We start from the raw sequence: 19,654 nt of genomic DNA, 5'->3' as shown, positions 1-19,654 counted from the left end.
TCAGTGTTTGCACGCGATGCGGAAAACGGTTTACGCAATCGGGAATTATGAAAATTTACGCACGAAAGCAGGTAAAATTCAGAATGTCTTCAGAATTGATGTTTATGGGTGACTTGCCTAATTACAAAGAAACCATTAATGGTTTGTAACCAACTTGTTAATTGGCTTTTACTACATTGAAAAAAGGCCCGGATTTCGGTATTTTTAACTGTCAGGTTCAAACAATTATACACTCCACATCTGTTATTTCTGAAAGAATTTTATCCTGCTTTTTATTTTAATAATCGCTGGTAAAAAACACAAATGAAATATTTACTCCTGTTATTGACGACGGGCCTGGGGCTTTCTTTCGCACCCTGGCAACCTGATTTTGATTCGGCCCAAAAACTGGCCAAAGAAAAAGACAAATACATTCTGCTGAACTTCTCGGGGAGCGACTGGTGCGGGCCCTGTATTCAATTACATAAAGAAGTATTTGAAAGCGCTGCGTTTAAAAAACTGGCCGATGAATCGCTGATATTGTATAAAGCAGATTTTCCGCGTAATAAAAAGAACCAGCTGGCAAAAGAAGTTCAACAAAGCAATGAGGCGCTGGCCGATAAATACAACCCGTTAGGTAAATTCCCTTACACCGTTGTATTGTCGGCCGAAGGAAAAGTAATAAATGCCTGGGAAGGTTACCCCAACCATAACAGCACTCAATTTATTGAGCAGCTAAAAGCAGTTTGCGATGCAGGTGGAAAATGATATAGGGCTAACTGAATTTAAACTGGTGGAACGCCTTATGGGCAACACCTTTGAGTTTACCGTAGTGGGCGATGATAAAGAAAAAGCTTATGAAGCTATAAACCTGGCCATCGCAGAAGTAAGAAGAATAGAAAAGCTGTTCACCACCTTTGACGACAACAGCCAAACCAACCAAATAAACCGTATGGCGGGAATAAGCCCGGTGAAGGTTGATAAGGAAGTGTTTGAACTTATAAAAAGATCGCTGAAGATAAGCGAGGTTACCGATGGCGCTTTTGATATTACATATGGATCAATAGATAAGCGGTTATGGAATTTTGATAAGACCATGACCAGTTTGCCCGATGCGGAAACTGCCAAAAGTATGGTTCGGCTTATCAATTACCGCAATGTGCTTTTGAATGAACAGGACTGCACGGTAATGCTAAAAGAAAAAGGCATGCGCATTGGGTTTGGCGGAATTGGCAAAGGCTATGCTGCCGACCGCGCCAAAGCCGTGCTTGTACAGGCGGGTGTTAAAAGCGGTATTGTAAATGCATCAGGAGATCTAATAACCTGGGGCCGCCAGGCCAACCAGCAACCCTGGACCATTGGCATTGCGCACCCCGACAATGCACGTGCTGCATTCTCATGGCTTAATATCTCTGACCTGGCCATTGCTACATCGGGCAATTATGAAAAATATGTATTGATCAACGGAAAGAAATATTCCCATACCATTAATCCAAAAACAGGTATGCCGGTAACAGGTATAAAAAGTGTTACCATTATAAGTCCGTATGCCGAAATAGCCGATGCCATGGCCACACCGGTTATGGTAATGGGTGTACAGGCGGGCCTCAACCTTATAAACCAGATCAATTACCTGGGTTGTATTATAGTTGATGACAACAACGACATTTACTCCACAAAAAATATACGTGTAACATGACGAACCAAAAGATCGCAGCAGCAGTGGGGATACTTTGTATACTCGCAACTGCCTGCCAGCCGGTTAAAGAATACCAGAAAAGTAAATTGAACGATTCGGAGATGAGCCTTGGTAACAGGAAAGTGGAAAAAACTGAATTAAGCTTTCAGGCCTACCGCGAAGGCGCTTCCGGCGCCAATGCCGGCAAAAGCGGCGGCGGTTGCGGTTGTAATTAATTCACCTGTTAAACCTACACATGAAAAAATTCTTTTTAACTGCTTTTGGCATTGCCTGTTTGCTGAAAAGCTTTTCACAACAAACACCCGATACCACCGGGTTTGGTTCGCGTAAACTAAAGGTCGATGAGATCAATCTTGTTTCGAGTTATTATGGGCAGAATGGCGATCATGCCGCTGTTACCGGTGGCATTGGTACGCAAAAGCTAACGGATATCGCTAATGTCTTTGATATAAAACTGGTTAAATACGACAAGAAGTTCCGCAAACATGCATTCGATGTAGAAGTAGGTATCGATCATTATACATCGGCTTCTTCTGACCGCGTAGACCTGAATGCAAATACTTCTGCCTCTTATGCCGATACCCGCATTTATCCTTCTTTAACCTGGAGTATGGAAAATGAAAAAAAGGGTACCACCATTAGCGCAGGTGTGTCAACTTCAACAGAGTTCGACTACCAGTCATTTGGCGCCAATATAGGATTTGCTAAAAAAACGAAAGACAGGAACGGTGAATTCTCTGCACGCGTGCAGGCTTATTTCGATCAGGTTCGACTAATAGCACCTGAGGAACTGCGGGGTACAGGCACTGCAAAGGATGGAGGAACAGAAGGCCGCACTACCATTGCCGCTTCCCTGGCGTGGTCGCAGGTGATAAACAAAAATTTACAAATAGCATTCCTGGCCGACCTGGTTACCCAGCAGGGTTTTCTTAGCCTTCCTTTTTACCGCGTATACTTTGCCGATGGCAGCGTACACCAGGAAAAATTACCCGATACCCGGTTTAAGATACCATTGGGCTTTAGGGCCAATTATTTTTTGGGCGACCGGTTTATAATACGAACGTATTATCGTTACTATAAAGACGACTGGGGTATATCATCACACACTGTAAACCTGGAGGTGCCGGTAAAGATCACGAACTTCTTTTCGATAAGTCCGTTTTACCGGTTCTATAACCAGTCGGCAGTGAAATATTTTGCGCCCTACCAACAGCATACTGCACAGGAACAATTTTTTACAAGCAACTACGATCTGTCGAATTTCAACAGTAATTTCCTGGGTGCGGGTATACGGCTGGCGCCGCCCAAAGGCGTGTTTGGTATTCAGCACTTCAATATGATAGAATTGCGGTATGGACATTATACCAAGAACATTAACATGAATGCGAACATTGTATCAATGAATTTAAAGTTTAAATAAACTTCTTCGGGTGGTAATGAAAGGGAGCTTTAGAATAGCAATGGGTGTGTTTTTTTTAACCACCAACCGATTGTGGCGCTGAAGGCCGTAATGAGATAGAAAATTATGCTGGCCGAAATGGCTATTGTTGATGAAACATGGAGGTACATGGCGCCAGCAGCCATAGACAATTCGCGAATGCCAATGCCGCCAATACTTATTGGCAACGCCGCAACTACAGCTGCTGCCAAAAAGATCACTGCATATTGGATATAAGCAACTGCAGGCACCTGCAGAAATTGTAGCAGGCAATAAAATGTAAACAGCTGCAGGCATTGTACAACAGCTGAAAGGGCCAATGCTTTTGTAATGACGCTACCAAATGGTGGAAAATAACGCTGCACAATAAACCCATATAATAAAAGGGCGGCAATAATGGCGAATGAGAGTATATGAATGAGCTGTTCCGATAAAGGAAGGGAAGCTAAATTCAGCAGTAAAAGACCGATAACAAGCAGTATTAACAAACCTGTGAATCTGTCGAGAACAGTGGCTTTGGCTGCGTTTACCCAGGCAATGCCCCTTTTTTTTAGAATGATCACTTTATAAACATCTCCACCTACACCTCCCGGTAAAAACAAATTATAGAACATGCCTGTATAGTATAATTGCAGATTGAACCCATAAGGTATGTCTGCATTAAGCGTTTTATAGTATTGTAACAACCTGTAGGCACTAACGAACTGAGAAGCATTAAATAACAATATAGCCGGCAATAGCCAGATAACGGAAATATTCCACCGGATATGTTGTAATTCATTATTTTTTACATGGCGCAAAGCCATGTACGTTGCTACTATAGCAACGATACATTTCAGTATAACGGGCAACCATTTTTTCATAATGTCACATTGGGTATTCAATAACCGACCTGATCCTGAATGCTTTTTTGTGCTGCGATTCATAATAAGTGCGCATTAGTATTTCGGCTACAAAACCAAATAATATCAACTGTAAACCCGCCAGTAATAAAATTACTCCCAGTATAAGCAAGGGCCTGCCGCCAATTTCATTGCCCAATAGTTTTACTACAAGCAAATATCCATCGATTACAAGGCCTGAGAAAAATAGCAGCAATCCAACCGGCCCAAATATATGCATGGGGCGTTGAAAAAATTTTTGAATGAACAGTATCAGCAGCAGATCGCTTAATACTTTGATGGTGCGGCCAATTCCATATTTTGATTTGCCATGGAAGCGGGGATGGTGTTTTACCGGCATCTCCATCATGCTTGCCCCCTGTACGGCAGCCAACACAGGAATAAACCGGTGCATGTCGCCATAGAGCCCCAGGTTCTTCGCTATATCCTGCCTGAAAACTTTTAAGGTGCAGCCATAATCGTGCAGCGTAACACCGGTGGCGGTTCTGATTAGTTTATTGGCAATGCGGCTGAGTACCTTTCTAAACCAGTTATCAAACCGTTTTGTTCTTATGCCTTCTACCAGTTCGCAATTTGCTGCCTGCAATTTCTCCAGCATAACCGGTATGTCGGTAGGGTCATTTTGTAAATCGGCATCCATGGTGGCAATGAACTCGCCGCCAGCCGCATCTATGCCGGCGGCCATGGCGGCCGACTGACCATAATTTTTCCGTAAAACAATCAGTTTCATGTTTGGGTGCAGGTGTTGTTTTATAACAGAAACAGACCCATCGGTAGACCCATCATCAACGAGTATCAGTTCATAGTCAAGTGACGTCAGGGCCACCATTGTCTTTTCAATTAATAATGGAATATTGCCCGCTTCATTGTACAATGCGATCACAACAGAAATTAGTTTCCTTTTCATCTGTTAGAATTTTTTGTTTAAGCCAGATGGTCGGTTCAGTTGTGTTTTAACTGGTATAAAAATGAATATTGATGGCTGAACAGGTCCCTGGCGCTGGCTACAATAACCAGGTCGGGTATACTGTCGGGTAAGGAAGCTTTTGCCGATCGTTCCAATACAAGGATCGCAGGATCTTTTTTAAGGTAAACGGCAATGGAATCTGCAGCGTTCAATATAGGAATAGGCTGTGTGTGATAAAAAACAAAAGCGTCATTAATACTTCGATAACCAATAACTGGTTTGCCATTTTGTATCAGTGGCTTCATTTTGTACACCGATCCCTGTTTATCGAGGGCAGGGAATAATACTGAAAAAAAGATCAGTGTGGCAATGACGGCTCCTATGGCAATAGTTGAAAATGCCGTGTGAATGCGCCATTGATTATAAAAATATATGGCTGCAAGTACGGATGCAGGAAACACAGCCAGCCACAAACTTAAAAGTGCTATTGGCCGAAATGCTTCTTCTGAGCGCATCATAACGTAAATGGCCGGAACTAATGAAATAGTGATTATAACTAGTGCAATCCATTCGGGCCATAACCTTTTGGCGGAAGATAGCCTGTGTGTTGTTGTTTGTGTAAAAAAATAACCGATGATGGTAGCCAGGAACGGATAAGAAGGCGATGTGTAGTTGATTAGTTTGGTAGCAGATACCGAGTATGCCAGTACGATCACTGCGGCCGCAATCAGGTTAAAGAATAACCAGTGATTCGTTGTGCGTTGTTTCAATGCCACGCTAATAGCTCTTATCAGAAAAACAGAAAAAGGAAACAATCCCAGCAAGACAAAAACCGAAGGAAGAATAAAGGGCCCTTTGTGCCCATTGAGCGGGTCCTTGAATCTGTTGACATTATGTTGTATAAAAAAGCCTTTTGTCCATGCCCCATGCGTGCGCACATGCACGAGGTAAAACCAGGGTATGGCTACCAGTGAAGTAATAAGTAGTCCGCTTACAGGAATTAACCTGCGCAGGTTTTGTACAGACCATTCTTTTTGGAATATGAGGTATAAGATAATAGTAATAACTGGTAAGGCCACCCCTACCGGGCCTTTGGCCAGCATGGCGAGCCCCAGCAAACCATACATCAATAACAAATATCTTTTTTTGGTGGTATTGTATCCTTCCCAGAAACAATACAGCGATAATACATGGCAGGCGATGAGGTAAGGATCGGGTGCTGCCAGCCTGAACTGGAAAATGGCATGGATAGAACCCAGTAATACCAGGCTGCTGAACCAGGCCGTTTGTACCCCCGCATATTTTCGCGAAAATAACCATGTAGCCATAATAACCAGTACACCGCATACGGCAGAAAAAAAGCGTGCGCCTGTTTCTGAAATACCACCTATGGTATAAGCCAGTAAAATTGAGTAATAGTGTAGCGGAGGTTTATCGGTGCGTAACGCTCCATTGAAATGTGGTGTAATATAATCACGGTTAACCATCATTTCAGCAACTGCCTGGCTGTTACGCGCTTCGGCAATCTGAAATACAGTAACGGACCCCAGTTTTATAAATAATAAAACCACTGAAAGAAGCAGGATGAGATAAAAAGACCAGGGATAACGCATACCTTAATATTACTCTGCTGCTGCAAATAAAGATCCTGTTTGGCGAATAAACGTGCGCCGGAATCTGATTAAAACAAGGCCTTATGTATTTTGTTTAATAATTTTTTCGAAAACCGTAAATTAATAAGAAAGGGCCCATACAGGCCCTTTGTTTAATGGAAAGCCGTTGCCGGCTACGCATGTTCAAGAATGCTTTCAGACATGTATACTTTCAATACGGGTGCTTTACTAAAATCTTTTTTTACTTTATTAACGAGTTCTCTATACAATCCGCTGCTTTCATAAGCATCGGCATCGGCCTTTGTTTCCCATATCGTCATGGAAATATATTCATCGTTTTCATTCATAGGTGTAAGCAGTTTGCAATCGATATTACCTTTTTGTTTTCTTACGGCAGGAACAACGTCATCGTGATAAATACTTTTTGCCTTAGCCAGATTTTCTGGTATAAAGCTTAGATAAGTGAGTCGAACGATCATAAACCCTCCTTTGGTTTAAAGTGATGAAATTGATTTGAATGCGGGCATGACCATGTTGTAGTGGTAAGGAGGAGCGGATTTGGCAGTCGGTGCTGAGTAAAAGGTACGATTTATAATTACCTGTTCAAAATAATTGTTATAGTTGCAGCAATCAATTCATTATGAGAACAGTCATAAAGTTGTTTGACCATGCTCATTTTTCTGAACTTACTTATAATATAACTTGTGTAAAATCTTTAATTATGAACCACCATGCCTCCTTGCGAAAAAGTAAAGCGGTCGAAGTTAAATCTCCGGCGCCTATCGTTCCTTTAAGGATAACCGGTGAAAAAAAAGGTAAACGGCAGGAAGCGACAGAACACAAAAATAACCGGGAGCTGTCTTTGAATCATAATGAACGAATATTTAAACCCAAAAAACACGATACATTATAATAAACGACACCATTGCCTTAAAAAACAAAAAGGGAGGTTCGCTTAAAACGTACCTCCCTTTTCTTTTTATAATAAGTTGATCTTTCTTTATTCTTTCATGCCTCCGTTCTTATACAGGTAATACGCCGTTTGATAGCTCGATACGGCTTTTTGAAGCAATAGTTTGTTATTAGGTATCAGCTGTTGTTCTTCGGTGCCCACCTTCCAGCGGTAAGTAGCGGTTTGTTGTTGCGGACTTAATACTACCAGGCTATCATTTTGTAAATAACCCAGCTTTTGGTAAGTAGCTACCCAGGCCCTTGGGCTATAGGCTGGTTGTAAAACGTTCTTGCCATACCAGTTTGTTTCATACTTCCAGTTCATTAATCCAAACAGGGTGGCAAAAAGATCTATTTGTGAGCATTGTATGCCTATTTCTTTAGGAGCATCGCCCTTGAAGTTATAGATCATACAGGGAATATGGTATTTATCAACGTTGATCTCGTTCTTACCTGCGCTGCTGGCGCAATGGTCGGCTACAAAGATCACCACCGTATTGGCGAACCAGGGTTTTGATTGTAATTTTTTTATGAACTGCCCTATGGCGTAATCGGTGTATTTAACGGCGCCATCGCGTCCTGAACCGGAGGGAATATCTATCTTTCCTTCGGGGTAAGTATAGGGGCGGTGGTTGCTGGTGGTCATTACAAAATCGAAAAATGGTTTCTGCTCACTGAACTTTTTATCGGCATCGCGAATAACCGCGTCGTACAGGTCTTCGTCAGAAATACCCCAGGCATTCTCAAAATGAACATTCGAGTCGGGGATAATGGTGCGTGAAGCTTTCAAACTTTCACCGGGCACCATTCTGCCGCCACGGTCGGTAATGGCAAAACCATTGTTGCCAAAGAAATTGTTCATATTATCGAAATAGCCATCGCCGCCATAGAAGAAGCCGCTGACATAACCGGCATTTCTGAAAATGGTGCTTACATTATACAGGTGTGCATTGTCGGCCCGGCGAACGATACTATTGCCCGGCGTTGGCGGCACACATAAAGTAAGTGCTTCCATACCCCGTACGGTACGGGTGCCGGTAGCATACATATTGGTAAATAAAATGCTTTTATCGGCCAGGGAATCAAGCACCGGTGTAAGGTTATTGCCGTTCCCGAAATGATGCATGAAGTCGGCGCTAAAGCTTTCAATGGTAACCATAATTACATTGGGCTGTTGCGCAGTGCCGGGGTTGGTAATGGTGCGTCGAATGCTTTCGGTTTTACCCCTGAATTTGGTTTCACCATCGGTCAGTTGCTCCTTCATAGTATTGAAAGCAACCTGCTCGTTTTCGCGCACGTAAAAATCATAGTAATTCAATTCGTTATTGCGAAAGGCAGCAAAGAATGAAAAAATGCCGGCTTTTGAGGCCTCGTTCCTGTAGCGGTTACTGCTGGTATCGCCCCAGGAATTGGAGATAAAGAAAAAGCTGCCTAAAGTACCCAGTAACACGGCGCCCGATATTTGTAAACGGGTGGCAATACGGGTATCGGAATCAAAACTTAATTTAAAGAGGTTCAGTTTATTGAAAATAAAACCAACCAGCAGGGTGAGCAGTACCATACCACTAATTAACCAGGGTAAGGGATACGACTGATTGATGTTATTTATAACTTCGAAAGTATATACCAGGTAATCAACAGCAATAAAGTTAAACCGGCTTTCAAATTCGCCCCAGAAAACGAACTCCGCAAAAAAGGAGAACATAATAATAAGCACTACTATAAAAAAGCAGGTGTAGGTGATGATGCGGTTGGCAAGGGTATTGTTCCAACGCCGGGGCAAAAACAACAGGTAAATGGCATAAATCGTACAAAAATAGAGCGCAACGGCCGTATCGAATACCAGTCCTTTACCATACACCTTAAACAGGGATAAAAGGCCAAGATCTGATTTGGGGCCGGCCTGTATTAATAACATAGTCCTTGTTAAAAAGGAGACGACCAGGAAAAAGATGATAAAGCCGAGAAGTATCGAGTACCTAGATTTTAAAATTGTCATGGTTTACTGGAAAGTCACAAACAAACGCCTAATTCTGTAGCGAATTTGAAAAAGTTTAAAGAAACTAGGTTAATTAAATGTTAACACTTATTTATGCTTTCGTTAACAACCCGGTTTCAGGAAGTATTCAGAATCTTAAAATAGGTTGGCAGGCATGAAGATCCTTATAATTGAAGACGAAAAAGAGCTGGCATCAAGCATAGGCGCTTATCTTACCGGCGAACAATACCTGTGCGAATACGCCGAAACGTTTAAAGATGCCCTTGAAAAATTGTCGGTTTACGTATACGACTGTATTCTGCTCGACCTTATGTTGCCCGGCGGCGATGGGTTACGACTTTTGGAAGAGATAAAATATATGAAAGTGGAAGCCGGTGTTATCATCATTTCGGCCAAAAATGCCGTTGAAGATAAAATTAAAGGGCTGCAGATAGGCGCCGATGATTATATGGCCAAACCATTTCATTTATCAGAACTGGCCGCCCGCATATACTCCGTTGTAAGGCGAAAACAGTTTGGCAATTCCAATATTATTCAGCAGAATGAGATCAGGGTTGACCTGCTTGCCAAAATGGTATATGTAAATGAAAAGGAAGTGACGCTTACCCGAAAGGAATACGACCTCCTACTCTATTTTATAAGCAATAAGAACAAGGTGATCTCAAAAAACGCACTGGCCGAACATATTTCGGGCGATGTGGCCGATATGTTCGATAACTATGATTTTGTGTACGCACATATTAAGAACCTGAAGAAAAAGCTGGCCGAGGCCGGAAGCGGTAATTACCTGAAAACGCTTTATGGAAGCGGTTATAAATGGGATATATGAGCAAATTACTCAACAGGTCGCTAAAAACATTTATTATATATGCAGCATTGGTGCTTGCCGGCAGTATTCCGGTTTATTATGTGGCCATCAATATACTTTGGAAATATGAACAGCTTGAACACCAGATAATTTTAACACCCGAAGCGGGACGGGAAGACAGGTTGTTGATCGTTGGCGCCGTTACATTATTAACGGTGTTGTTCTTTGCATTATTGCTGACCGGTTTTATTTTACTGAACCGGCGCATTTCACAACGCTTATGGCAGCCCTTTTACAACAGCCTTGCTAAGATCAAAAACTTTAGCCTGGAACAAAATAAAGCGATACAGTTTGATAAAACAGAGATAGATGAATTTGCACAATTGAACCAAAGCCTCGATAAATTGATTACCGGTAATATTGCCGCCTATACGCAACAAAAAGAATTTGCCGAGAACGCTTCGCATGAGTTACAAACGCCGCTGGCCATTGTGCAATCGAAGCTGGAACTGTTGATGCAAAGCCAGCAGCTTACTACTGCGCAGTACAATATAATTGAAGATGCATTAAAGGCTTTGTCGCGCGTGAGCCGGGTGAACAAGAACCTGTTGCTGCTTACGAAAATTGAGAATAGCCAGTATATGGAAAAGGATACGATAGAGGTACAGGAACTACTGGCCAACCTGATACCACAATTTGAGACCATTGCAGCCGGCAAACAAATAATACTTACCATTCAGGTACAAGCTGCGGTCAGTATTAATGGCAATCGCGCCCTGGTTGAGATCCTGCTCAATAATTTAATTACAAACGCCATCAGGCATAGTGAGGCCGGCAGTAATGTTTTAATAGAACTCACACCCAATAGCTTTATAATTTCAAACCCCGGCGAAAGGTCGTTACAAACCGAACAGTTGTTCAAACGGTTTGCTTCAGCTACTATACAACAACCTGGTACAGGGCTTGGCCTTGCTATTGTAAAACAGATCTGTAACCGCTATGGGTGGATAATACAATATGCATTCAACAACGGGCGCCATGTTTTTACATTGCACTTCGTTCAGATTTCATTCTGAATTGAGCTATAACTATGCAGTAACAATTCTGCATAATGAACAGCAAATCGCTCATCTGCCTTGTATTTACAGTATTAATAACCTGTATAGCAACTGCACAAAATTCCAGGGAAGCACCTGTTGCCAGGGATAGCATTGTGGTTCCGCATGTAAAGTACCTCGATACGGTGGCCGTTACCGGTAGGCAGATAGCAGTGAGCGCCCGGCTCGATAAAAAGACATTTAATGTATCGGAGAATATCAGCCGGGCCGGAGGTTCGGCACTGGAAGCCATGCAAAACCTGCCCGGTATTACAGTCAGCGATGGAAAAGTGTTGTTACGTGGCAGCGATAAGGTGATGATACTGATAGATGGTAAACAAACCGCATTAACGGGTTTTGGTGCGCAAAGCGGACTGGGTAATATGCCGGCTTCGGCTATAGATAAAATAGAGATCATCAATAACCCTTCTTCAAAATATGATGCCGGTGGCAATGCCGGTATCATTAATATCATACTTAAAAAAGAAAAGAAAGAAGGTTTTAACGGCAAGCTTGGTTTAACTGCCGGTGCAGGCGCTTTATGGATCAAAAAAGAGAACCTGCCTTCAATACGCCCACAATACCAGGGTACGCCAAAGCTCAACCCTTCCCTGTCGTTCAATTATCGCAAGAACAAAATGAACCTGTTTTTTCAGGGCGATAACCTGTATACCAAAACGCTGAACAAAAATGAGTTTGTAGATCGTTATTACGATGATGGCGATACCGTAAAACAACAAACCAAAAGAAACCGCACCACCAATATCGTAACTGTAAAAACGGGTATGGACTGGTTTCAAAATGCAAACAACACCTTCACCATATCGGGTTTGTTCAGCAGTGAAAAGATCCTCGACCGGGGCGATGAGCCGTTCTTTAGTAGCGACCTGAGTAAGCGTAACCGGTTATGGCAATTTTTAGAAGATGAATTAAAAACAACGGCAACTGCCTCGGTCAGCTGGCAACATAAGTTCAAACAACCAGGCCGTTTACTGAATGCCGGGTTTAACTATACTTTTCACCGGGAAGATGAGAAGTATTATTTCGCCAACATTATGCCTGCTTATACCGGGCTCGATTCATTTAAACTGCTTTCTGATGAACATGTGGCCGACGTGAATATTGATTATGTTCAACCTGTACGATATGGGCGTTTTGAAACGGGTGTAAAATTCAGACGGCGGTTTATTCCTACCAATATGCAATTCAAACCGGGTTTGCACTCGGTGCTCGATTCTACGGCCGGTGGTAAAGCCAGCTATGGCGAAACCATTCCAGCTATTTATGGCAATTATATTTTCGAGAACAACAACTTTGAGATTGAAGCAGGTGTACGGTTAGAGTATGTAAGCCTCGATTACCATGTAAATCCCGGGCACCCGGTATATACCAGCGATGGATATAATTATATGCAACCCTTTCCCAGTTTGCGGACAGCCTGGAAAATAAATGCAAACAACCGGTTATCTGTATTCTTTAACCGCCGGGTAGACAGGCCTAATGAGGTTGACATTCGCATTTTTCCCAAGTACGATGATGCTGAAATTATAAAGGTGGGCAATCCTGCGCTTAAGCCACAGTTCACCAACAATTTTGAGTTGGGTTATAAAACCAGTTGGAAAAGTGGCTATTTATTTTCCTCGCTTTATCATAAACGAATGAATGGAACCATAGCCCGTATAGGCAGTATAGCGCCGGGCAGCGATATCATTTATAACATATTTCAAAATGCAGGTAAAAGTTACAATACTGGTTTAGAATTGATGTTTTCGCAAAACATAAGTAATTGGGCAACCCTAAGCCTGAACCTGAATGGCTACCGCAATATTATCGATTCGTTTAGTGTAGAGAACAAATACCCGGTACTGAATATTTACAGCGCCGCCAGGGAAGAAATGAATTCGGGCAATATAAAATTCAACGGCTTGTTTCATTTTCCCAAACAACTCGATGCACAGGTTAGCGCTAATTATCAGGCCCCCGACCTGATACCACAAGGCAAAACCTTTTCCCGGTTTTCCATTGACCTGGGTGTTAAAAAAAGTATTCAAAAAGGAAAAGGGGAGGTATTTCTGAATGCTACAGATGTGGCCAACACCTTACGGTTAAAAAAAGAATTTCGGGGTAATGGTTACGTTTTTGTCAGCAGCGATTACTATGAAACGCAAGTTTTTCGGATTGGTTACAATTATAAGTTATAGCATACCCACTTACCCAAGCTAAGTGGTTATGCTTATATTCATAATGTATATACCACTTATGTGCAATACTAAGTGAATAATTATAATTAAATATATGTTGCAAAACACATATTAATTTAGATAAATTTGCGTTTAATGTTTATGGGTGCTACCCAATCACCTTGATTGAAAGGTGATCTGATCTTATCCGGTTTAATGTTCTGAAGTATAGAATATTGATGTTTTGTCCCTTAATAAATCCGTTTTTATGAAAAAAGTTCTGCTAATCCTTTTACTGGCATTTTACGCCTATGGTAGTAACGCCCAGGTAATTGTTCCAGTTATTGAGGGTAAATTCGGTGTAGATGCCGATGCTCAGTCGAACATCTTCATTGATGCTACCAGCCCCTGTTCTGATTGTGATGACTGGTGGTACGACCAACTTCTTAGCGGCGGAAATGGTTTGTTTGTAATTGATACCACCGGCGCCGGCGCTATCGTTAAAGGATATTTAACAAACCCCGCAGGCACTCATAACGTTCCCTTTTATAGAAAAATGCGGTATCAGGCCTTTGAACAAAACAATGAAAGGACCTTAATTGATGCCATCTTTGTGCGCGATTACCACGGCACAGACCAAACCGCATTCGTTGATGGTTCAAACAAAAATGCCGATCACCCAACCGATTGGCGGGGATCTACCAAGAGTGTACTCGATAAAAATGACATCCTCGACGTGTATTGTCATATAAGACGTGTAGGGCCAAGTTATAGTACTGCCGATCCGCTCTGGCTATTTGGCGCCGTTGCCGTGGAAGGCACTAATGGTGACCGGTATTTTGATTTTGAAATGTACCAAACGGATATTTTTTATACGCGAAGCACTACCCGTTTTACCGGTTATGGGCCCGATGCCGGACATACATCGTGGAAATTTGATGCCGCCGGCAATGTAACACAGCCCGGCGATATTATTTTTGCGGCCAATTTCAGCACTTCAGGCCTTACCGATATTGAAGCCCGTATTTGGATCAACAAGGCCGATAAGTTGAAAGTACCCGCTACGTTCGACTGGACCGGTACTTTTGATGGCGCCAGCAGTAGTGCAACATATGGTTATGCAGGCATTCAACCCAAATATGGCGATCCGTTTTATTATGGTACATTAAATGCGGACCCTACATGGGCCGGCCCTTTCAGACTGCCACGTGCCAATGGCTCAATAGTTACGCAGTTTGAACCCGCCCAGTTTATGGAATTTGGGGTGAATTTAACCGCACTCGGGTTAAATCCTTCGAGCCTGTTAGGAAAAACGCCTTGTGGAATACCTTTTAGTAAAGTAATGGTAAAGACCCGCTCATCTACATCGTTCACATCGGAGTTAAAAGACTTCATTGCTCCTTTCGACTTGTTTTTACCACCAACGGCAGATCTTGCAGCTGACGTGCCCCTGTTTTGCGGAACAAACAACATTAGCAATATCTGGGTTACCGATCCTTATTCCACTTCAATTTATAATTGGAGCACACCTAACGGACATATTCAAACCAACAACGGTACTTCTATAATTGTAGATTCACCGGGAACCTATATTGTACAGCAGATCCTGGATAATGGCTGTCCGCTGTGGTCGAGCGATACGGTGGCAATAGCATATGACCCTACCTGTACTTTGCTGGGTAAACCCAATAAAGACAAACCAACGCAAATATCTACAGCTGCCAAAGCTGCTGTATCTGTAACGCCCAACCCGGTTCGTAATGTAATGCAAATAAACCTGGCTTCAGATAGAGATAAAGATGTGCAGGTGTTTATATACGATGTTACCGGAAAGCTGATGAAAACAACCAGTGACCGTGTTCAAAAAGGAAATGCAACCATTAAATTAAGCGGATTCGATTCGTGGGCAACAGGTTTGTATACTGTAAAAGTGTTGTCGGGCAATGATGTTTATATAAAGAGAGTTTTGTTATCAAAATGACCATAAAAAGGGATGGATCTTTAAATGGTTCATCCCTTTCTTTTTTCAATAACCTATAGAATTTAAACCACTCTACCTGCTATGCCAAGAATTTTGCGTAAGCAACTTTTTAAGAAGGTATTTGCGCTTTTACTTTGTTTACCATTATGTGGCCACTATTTAGTTAAAGCCCAGGTATCGGGCACGTACACTATTAATTCAACATTGCCAACGGGCGGCACCAATTTCAATTCTTTTACTGCTGCAGTGGCCTACCTGCAAACCGGGCTTAGCGGACCAGTGGTATTTAATGTAGCAGCGGGTACAGGTCCTTATAATGAACAGGTTTTCCTGGGAAATACAATTGGCACCACTTCTGCCAATACCCTCACTTTTAATTGTAATGGCGTAACGCTTTCCTTTACTTCGAACAATACCAACAGCCGGGCTGGTATAAAACTCGACAATATCAGTTATGTAACTTTCGATAATCTTAAAATTACTCCACAAGCTGCCGGGCAGTATGGGTATGGTTTTCATTTGCTTAATAATTCAGATAATAATATTATTCAAAATTGCCAGATCGTATTGCCAACCAATGCAACCACACCTGCCAATAATGAAGGGATAGTAATAAATGGGAATAATGGTTTTGCTACAGCGGCTGGTAGCAGCAATTGTGATAACAATACTATAAGAAACAATACCATTTCGGGCGGTAACGCCGGTATTACCTTAAGCAGTGTGCCTGTTTCTGGTGCCGCAGTATTAATGCGGGATAATAAAATATTGAACAATTCTATTTCCGATTCATACGTAAGCTGTATTCAATTGTATTATAATGATGGTACAATTGTAGATGGTAACGACCTGCAGGGCGGGCTGCATGCTACTACCAAAGTAATGGGGGTTTACCTCAATGGGTTCGATCAGAATGTAAAGGTGATCAATAATAAGATCCACAATTTTCATATCAGTAATAGCGTAACTGGAAGCTATATCTATGGCATTTTAAATTCGGCACAGGGCGCTGAAGGTAATGTAAACCTGTTTGCCAGCAATCTTATATACGACTTTAGCTCAAACGGTATACAACACGGCATCTCTTCACGGTTTGCAGCTGCTTCTTATTTTAATATTTACCATAATACCATTTCAATCGACGATCAGGTTATTAAGGGCCAGGAAAGCGATGGAATATATTTTGAAAATGTGAGCGATGTAAATGTGCTGAACAACATCATAACTATATCAAGGCCCACTACCGACTGGAACTATGCTTTTAGGCTGGTGACAACAATGACGCGGTTAACCAGCAACAGGAATGTTTACCAGGTGTCGGGCGCAGATTTTTACAATGCAGTAGGTGGGCTTGCCAGCCGCAGGCTCGATTCGTTACCGTTGTGGCAACAGGTTACCGGGCTCGATTACTCTTCGGTGTATGAAGATCCCCTATATACCAACCTGGCAGCATTCAATTTTGTGCCTATGGGGCAACCCATAGATAATATGGCGCTGTTTGTAAACGTAACAACTGATATCATCGGCGCCACCCGCAGCTCGCTGAACCCCGACCCCGGCTGTTACGAGTTCGTAACACCGGCCTGCCAAACGCCGGTAAAACCCGGCAGTACCAAAGTATTGCCCGATACGGTTATGTGTTATGGGCCAACCATTGCATTAGGCCTGAAAGGCAACTCGTGGGGTGTGGGGCAAACCTATACCTGGCAAAGCGCCACTTCGCCAACCGGTACTTATACCAATATCAGCAACGGACTCGCCTACCCTGCTTTTGATATATTGCCTGCTACAACTACCTGGTACCGGGCGGCTGTAACCTGTTTGGGCAACACCATGTATTCTGCGCCAATCAGGGTGATCATTCATACACGGCTCACTGGCGGTACTTATACTATCAACTCAACCCAGCCTACCGGCGGTATTAATTTTACTTCGTTCAGTGATGCGGCCCTGGCCATGCAATGCGGAGTTACGGGACCGGTAGTATTTAACGTAGCGCCAAACACGGGTCCCTACAACGAACAGTTGTCACTTCCTTCTATCAATAACACGCCTTCACAAACGATCGTTTTTAAAGGCAACGGCGATACGCTTGCATTTGCTGCAACCAGCAACACCGACAGAGCGGTTATAAAATTGAATGGTATTGATTATGTTACTATCGATAGCTTAAATATTAATGTAACCGGCGCCTCATATGGTTACGGTGTACAATTAATTGGTGATGCCGACCGTAATACAATTAAAAAATGCAAAATAATTCTGCCTGCCAATATAACTACTACAGGGTATGCCGGCATAGTGATAAATAACAGCACAAGCAGTGCTATTGATGTAAATACTGTTTCTACCTGCGACAGCAATACAATAGTTAACAATACAATTACCGGCGGTTATTACGGTATAACGTGTACAAGTAAGGCCCAGGTAGCGCCTATTCCTTTGGGTAATACTTTTACCGGTAACAGAATAGTAGATGCATGCGGTTTTGGTATTTATATGGATGGAGTGGCTAGCTGCGTTGTAGATAGTAATGACATTAGCCAGGATGCCCGTACCGTGTTCACTAACTTTAATGGCATTTACGTAAAGCAAAGCTGGACCACTGGTGTAACATCGTATGGGATGCAAATTACCCGTAATAAAGTGCATGACCTAATATACGGCGGTACAGTAGCCACGGTAGAGGCGCACGGCATTCACTTTGAAACAGTGGCCGGTATGGCGGCTTTTCCGGGTAACGTCAGCAATAATGTGATGTATAATTTCTGGGGTGTAGGCAGGCAGTATGGTCTTTATTCAAGAAGTTCAAATTATTTAAAGGTTTATCATAATACCATATCTCTCGACGATTCGCTGGCAACGCCCATAAGCAATATCGTTACATGCGGTTATGGGTTAACCGGCACTGCTACTGTTGGCAATGAGTTTATAAATAACAATATTACCATTAGAAGAGGCGGGCTAACTACAAGGACCGGTATTAGTGTACAAGCCAACGATCTTAATTTAAAAGCAGATTACAATAACTATTTAATAAGCGGTGCCACCGGTATTAACTATATCGGTTCACAGAATACTACAAATTATACCTCGTTGAGTAATTGGCTGGCTGTAAAAAAAGACACCAATTCGGTAAGCATTGACCCCGGTTATGTAAATGTGCCGGGCGGTGATCTTACACCGGGTAATGTGCCCTTCGAAAACAAAGGTACTGCCCTGCCGGCTGTTCCCCGCGACATAAATGATAGCACCCGTAGTATAACAAAACCCGATTTAGGCGCCCATGAGTTCACTATTTGTTATCCACTGAGCCCGTTGGTAGTTACTATAGATTCGGTTGGCGGCAATACCATTCGTTTTGCCTGGAAGCCGGTGACCAATGCAACCGCTTACCTAGTATCGCGCAACGGAATAAACTGGCTTACACCCTCCTCGGGAAAACTGGGTACAACACATATAGTAACCGGCTTGAACGGACTGGATACAACCGGGCTGATAGTAAAGGCGCTGGGAACAAGGTACGACTGCCCGCCACAGATATCACCACGAATAAAAAGCCAAACGTTAAGCGATGATGTATTTTTCCCGAACATGTTTTCGCCTAATGGCAATAAGGTCGATGATGAGTTTAAGGTGTACAGTAATGTTGTAAAAAGCATGCGGTTGATGATCTTTAACCAATGGGGGCAAAAGGTTTTTGAGACCAGCGATGTTACAGCGGGCTGGGACGGCACTTACCAGGGCAAACCACAACCGGTGGGTGTATACGTATACGTTGCCACCCTGCGGTTAAACGATAATACAACAGTAACAAAGAAAGGCAGCCTAAGCCTTATCAGGTAACCCATAAACGCTAATTAACTTTTCATAGGTTCTAATTTACACATGTATAGCTGGATGTCTATCCAGCTTTTTTTATTGTAACAAGCTGATAATTAAATTATTGTTATATGTAATTTTTGTAGTTGGAACAGGAGAAAGTTCATTATCATGGGATTATAACATAAGCATTTAAGGGGTTATATTTAGCATATTAACAGTAAGAGCATATATAGTTATGTATAATGTAATTTTATACACAATTAAAAATTCAACCT

15 protein-coding genes are annotated in these 19,654 nt (G+C 42.5%); 10 read left to right on the top strand and 5 right to left on the bottom strand.

The window, feature by feature from the left end:
* Positions 1–303: 303 nt before the first annotated feature.
* The 4 genes from GGD38_RS37055 to GGD38_RS37040 are packed head-to-tail and all read left to right on the top strand — an operon-like array spanning position 304 to position 3,098.
* Positions 304–747, top strand: coding sequence for a thioredoxin family protein (locus tag GGD38_RS37055; protein WP_375300906.1), 444 nt, complete (start codon positions 304–306; stop codon positions 745–747).
* The gene (locus tag GGD38_RS37050; RefSeq protein ID WP_375300907.1) at positions 731–1,678 is read left to right on the top strand and encodes an FAD:protein FMN transferase; all 948 of its coding nucleotides are present in this window, start codon (positions 731–733) and stop codon (positions 1,676–1,678) included. The genes GGD38_RS37055 and GGD38_RS37050 overlap by 17 nt, the downstream gene beginning before the upstream one ends.
* Positions 1,675–1,893 carry a DUF4266 domain-containing protein gene (locus GGD38_RS37045; protein ID WP_375300908.1) on the top strand — a complete coding sequence of 73 codons (219 nt, stop codon included), beginning with the start codon at positions 1,675–1,677 and terminating at the stop codon, positions 1,891–1,893. Before GGD38_RS37050 ends, GGD38_RS37045 begins: the two co-directional genes overlap by 4 nt.
* 20 nt (positions 1,894–1,913) lie before the next feature.
* Positions 1,914–3,098 carry a DUF3570 domain-containing protein gene (locus GGD38_RS37040; RefSeq protein ID WP_375300909.1) on the top strand — a complete coding sequence of 395 codons (1,185 nt, stop codon included), beginning with the start codon at positions 1,914–1,916 and terminating at the stop codon, positions 3,096–3,098.
* Positions 3,099–3,127: 29 nt separating this feature from the next.
* Here the strand turns inward: GGD38_RS37040 and GGD38_RS37035 are convergent, their stop codons facing one another.
* The 4 genes from GGD38_RS37035 to GGD38_RS37020 all read right to left on the bottom strand — a co-directional run bounded on the left by GGD38_RS37035 (position 3,128) and on the right by GGD38_RS37020 (position 7,017).
* Complete coding sequence (locus GGD38_RS37035; protein ID WP_375300910.1) at positions 3,128–3,979, bottom strand: YbhN family protein; 852 nt, start codon at positions 3,977–3,979, stop codon at positions 3,128–3,130.
* Positions 3,980–3,983: 4 nt separating this feature from the next.
* A complete protein-coding gene (locus tag GGD38_RS37030; protein WP_375300911.1) occupies positions 3,984–4,925 on the bottom strand; it encodes a glycosyltransferase family 2 protein in 942 nt (313 codons plus the stop codon).
* 35 nt (positions 4,926–4,960) lie between these two features.
* Positions 4,961–6,538 (bottom strand): ArnT family glycosyltransferase, encoded by a 1,578-nt coding sequence (locus tag GGD38_RS37025; RefSeq protein ID WP_375300912.1) that lies wholly within the window; start codon positions 6,536–6,538, stop codon positions 4,961–4,963.
* Positions 6,539–6,711: 173 nt separating this feature from the next.
* Entirely contained in the window at positions 6,712–7,017 is a 306-nt protein-coding gene (locus tag GGD38_RS37020) for an antibiotic biosynthesis monooxygenase family protein (RefSeq protein ID WP_375300913.1), read from the bottom strand.
* A gap of 161 nt (positions 7,018–7,178) precedes the next feature.
* On the opposite strand from GGD38_RS37020, the gene GGD38_RS37015 reads away from it, so the two are divergent.
* Positions 7,179–7,451, top strand: a complete 273-nt coding sequence (locus GGD38_RS37015; protein WP_375300914.1) for a hypothetical protein — start codon at positions 7,179–7,181, stop codon at positions 7,449–7,451.
* Positions 7,452–7,538: 87 nt separating this feature from the next.
* On the opposite strand, the gene GGD38_RS37010 is transcribed toward GGD38_RS37015, so the two are convergent.
* Complete coding sequence (locus tag GGD38_RS37010) at positions 7,539–9,407, bottom strand: LTA synthase family protein (RefSeq protein ID WP_375300915.1); 1,869 nt, start codon at positions 9,405–9,407, stop codon at positions 7,539–7,541.
* Between the two features lie 235 nt (positions 9,408–9,642).
* Here GGD38_RS37010 and GGD38_RS37005 point away from each other — a divergent pair, with 235 nt between their 5' ends.
* The 5 genes from GGD38_RS37005 to GGD38_RS36985 all read left to right on the top strand — a co-directional run bounded on the left by GGD38_RS37005 (position 9,643) and on the right by GGD38_RS36985 (position 19,400).
* Positions 9,643–10,317, top strand: a complete 675-nt coding sequence (locus tag GGD38_RS37005; protein ID WP_375300916.1) for a response regulator transcription factor — start codon at positions 9,643–9,645, stop codon at positions 10,315–10,317.
* Positions 10,314–11,372: a sensor histidine kinase gene (locus tag GGD38_RS37000; protein WP_375300917.1), complete on the top strand. Its 1,059-nt coding sequence runs from the start codon at positions 10,314–10,316 to the stop codon at positions 11,370–11,372. Before GGD38_RS37005 ends, GGD38_RS37000 begins: the two co-directional genes overlap by 4 nt.
* Positions 11,373–11,407: 35 nt before the next feature.
* Complete coding sequence (locus tag GGD38_RS36995) at positions 11,408–13,594, top strand: TonB-dependent receptor domain-containing protein (protein WP_375300918.1); 2,187 nt, start codon at positions 11,408–11,410, stop codon at positions 13,592–13,594.
* A gap of 247 nt (positions 13,595–13,841) precedes the next feature.
* On the top strand, positions 13,842–15,554 hold the full coding sequence (locus GGD38_RS36990; protein ID WP_375300919.1) for a T9SS type A sorting domain-containing protein: 1,713 nt from the start codon (positions 13,842–13,844) through the stop codon (positions 15,552–15,554).
* Between the two features lie 81 nt (positions 15,555–15,635).
* Positions 15,636–19,400 (top strand): gliding motility-associated C-terminal domain-containing protein, encoded by a 3,765-nt coding sequence (locus GGD38_RS36985; RefSeq protein WP_375300920.1) that lies wholly within the window; start codon positions 15,636–15,638, stop codon positions 19,398–19,400.
* Positions 19,401–19,654: the final 254 nt, after the last annotated feature.

The organism is Niastella sp. OAS944, assembly GCA_024809215.1.
Classification (GTDB): Bacteria; Bacteroidota; Bacteroidia; order Chitinophagales; family Chitinophagaceae; genus Niastella.
Note: the sequence above shows the minus strand (reverse complement) of the source record. Positions and strands in the feature narration are given on the sequence as shown.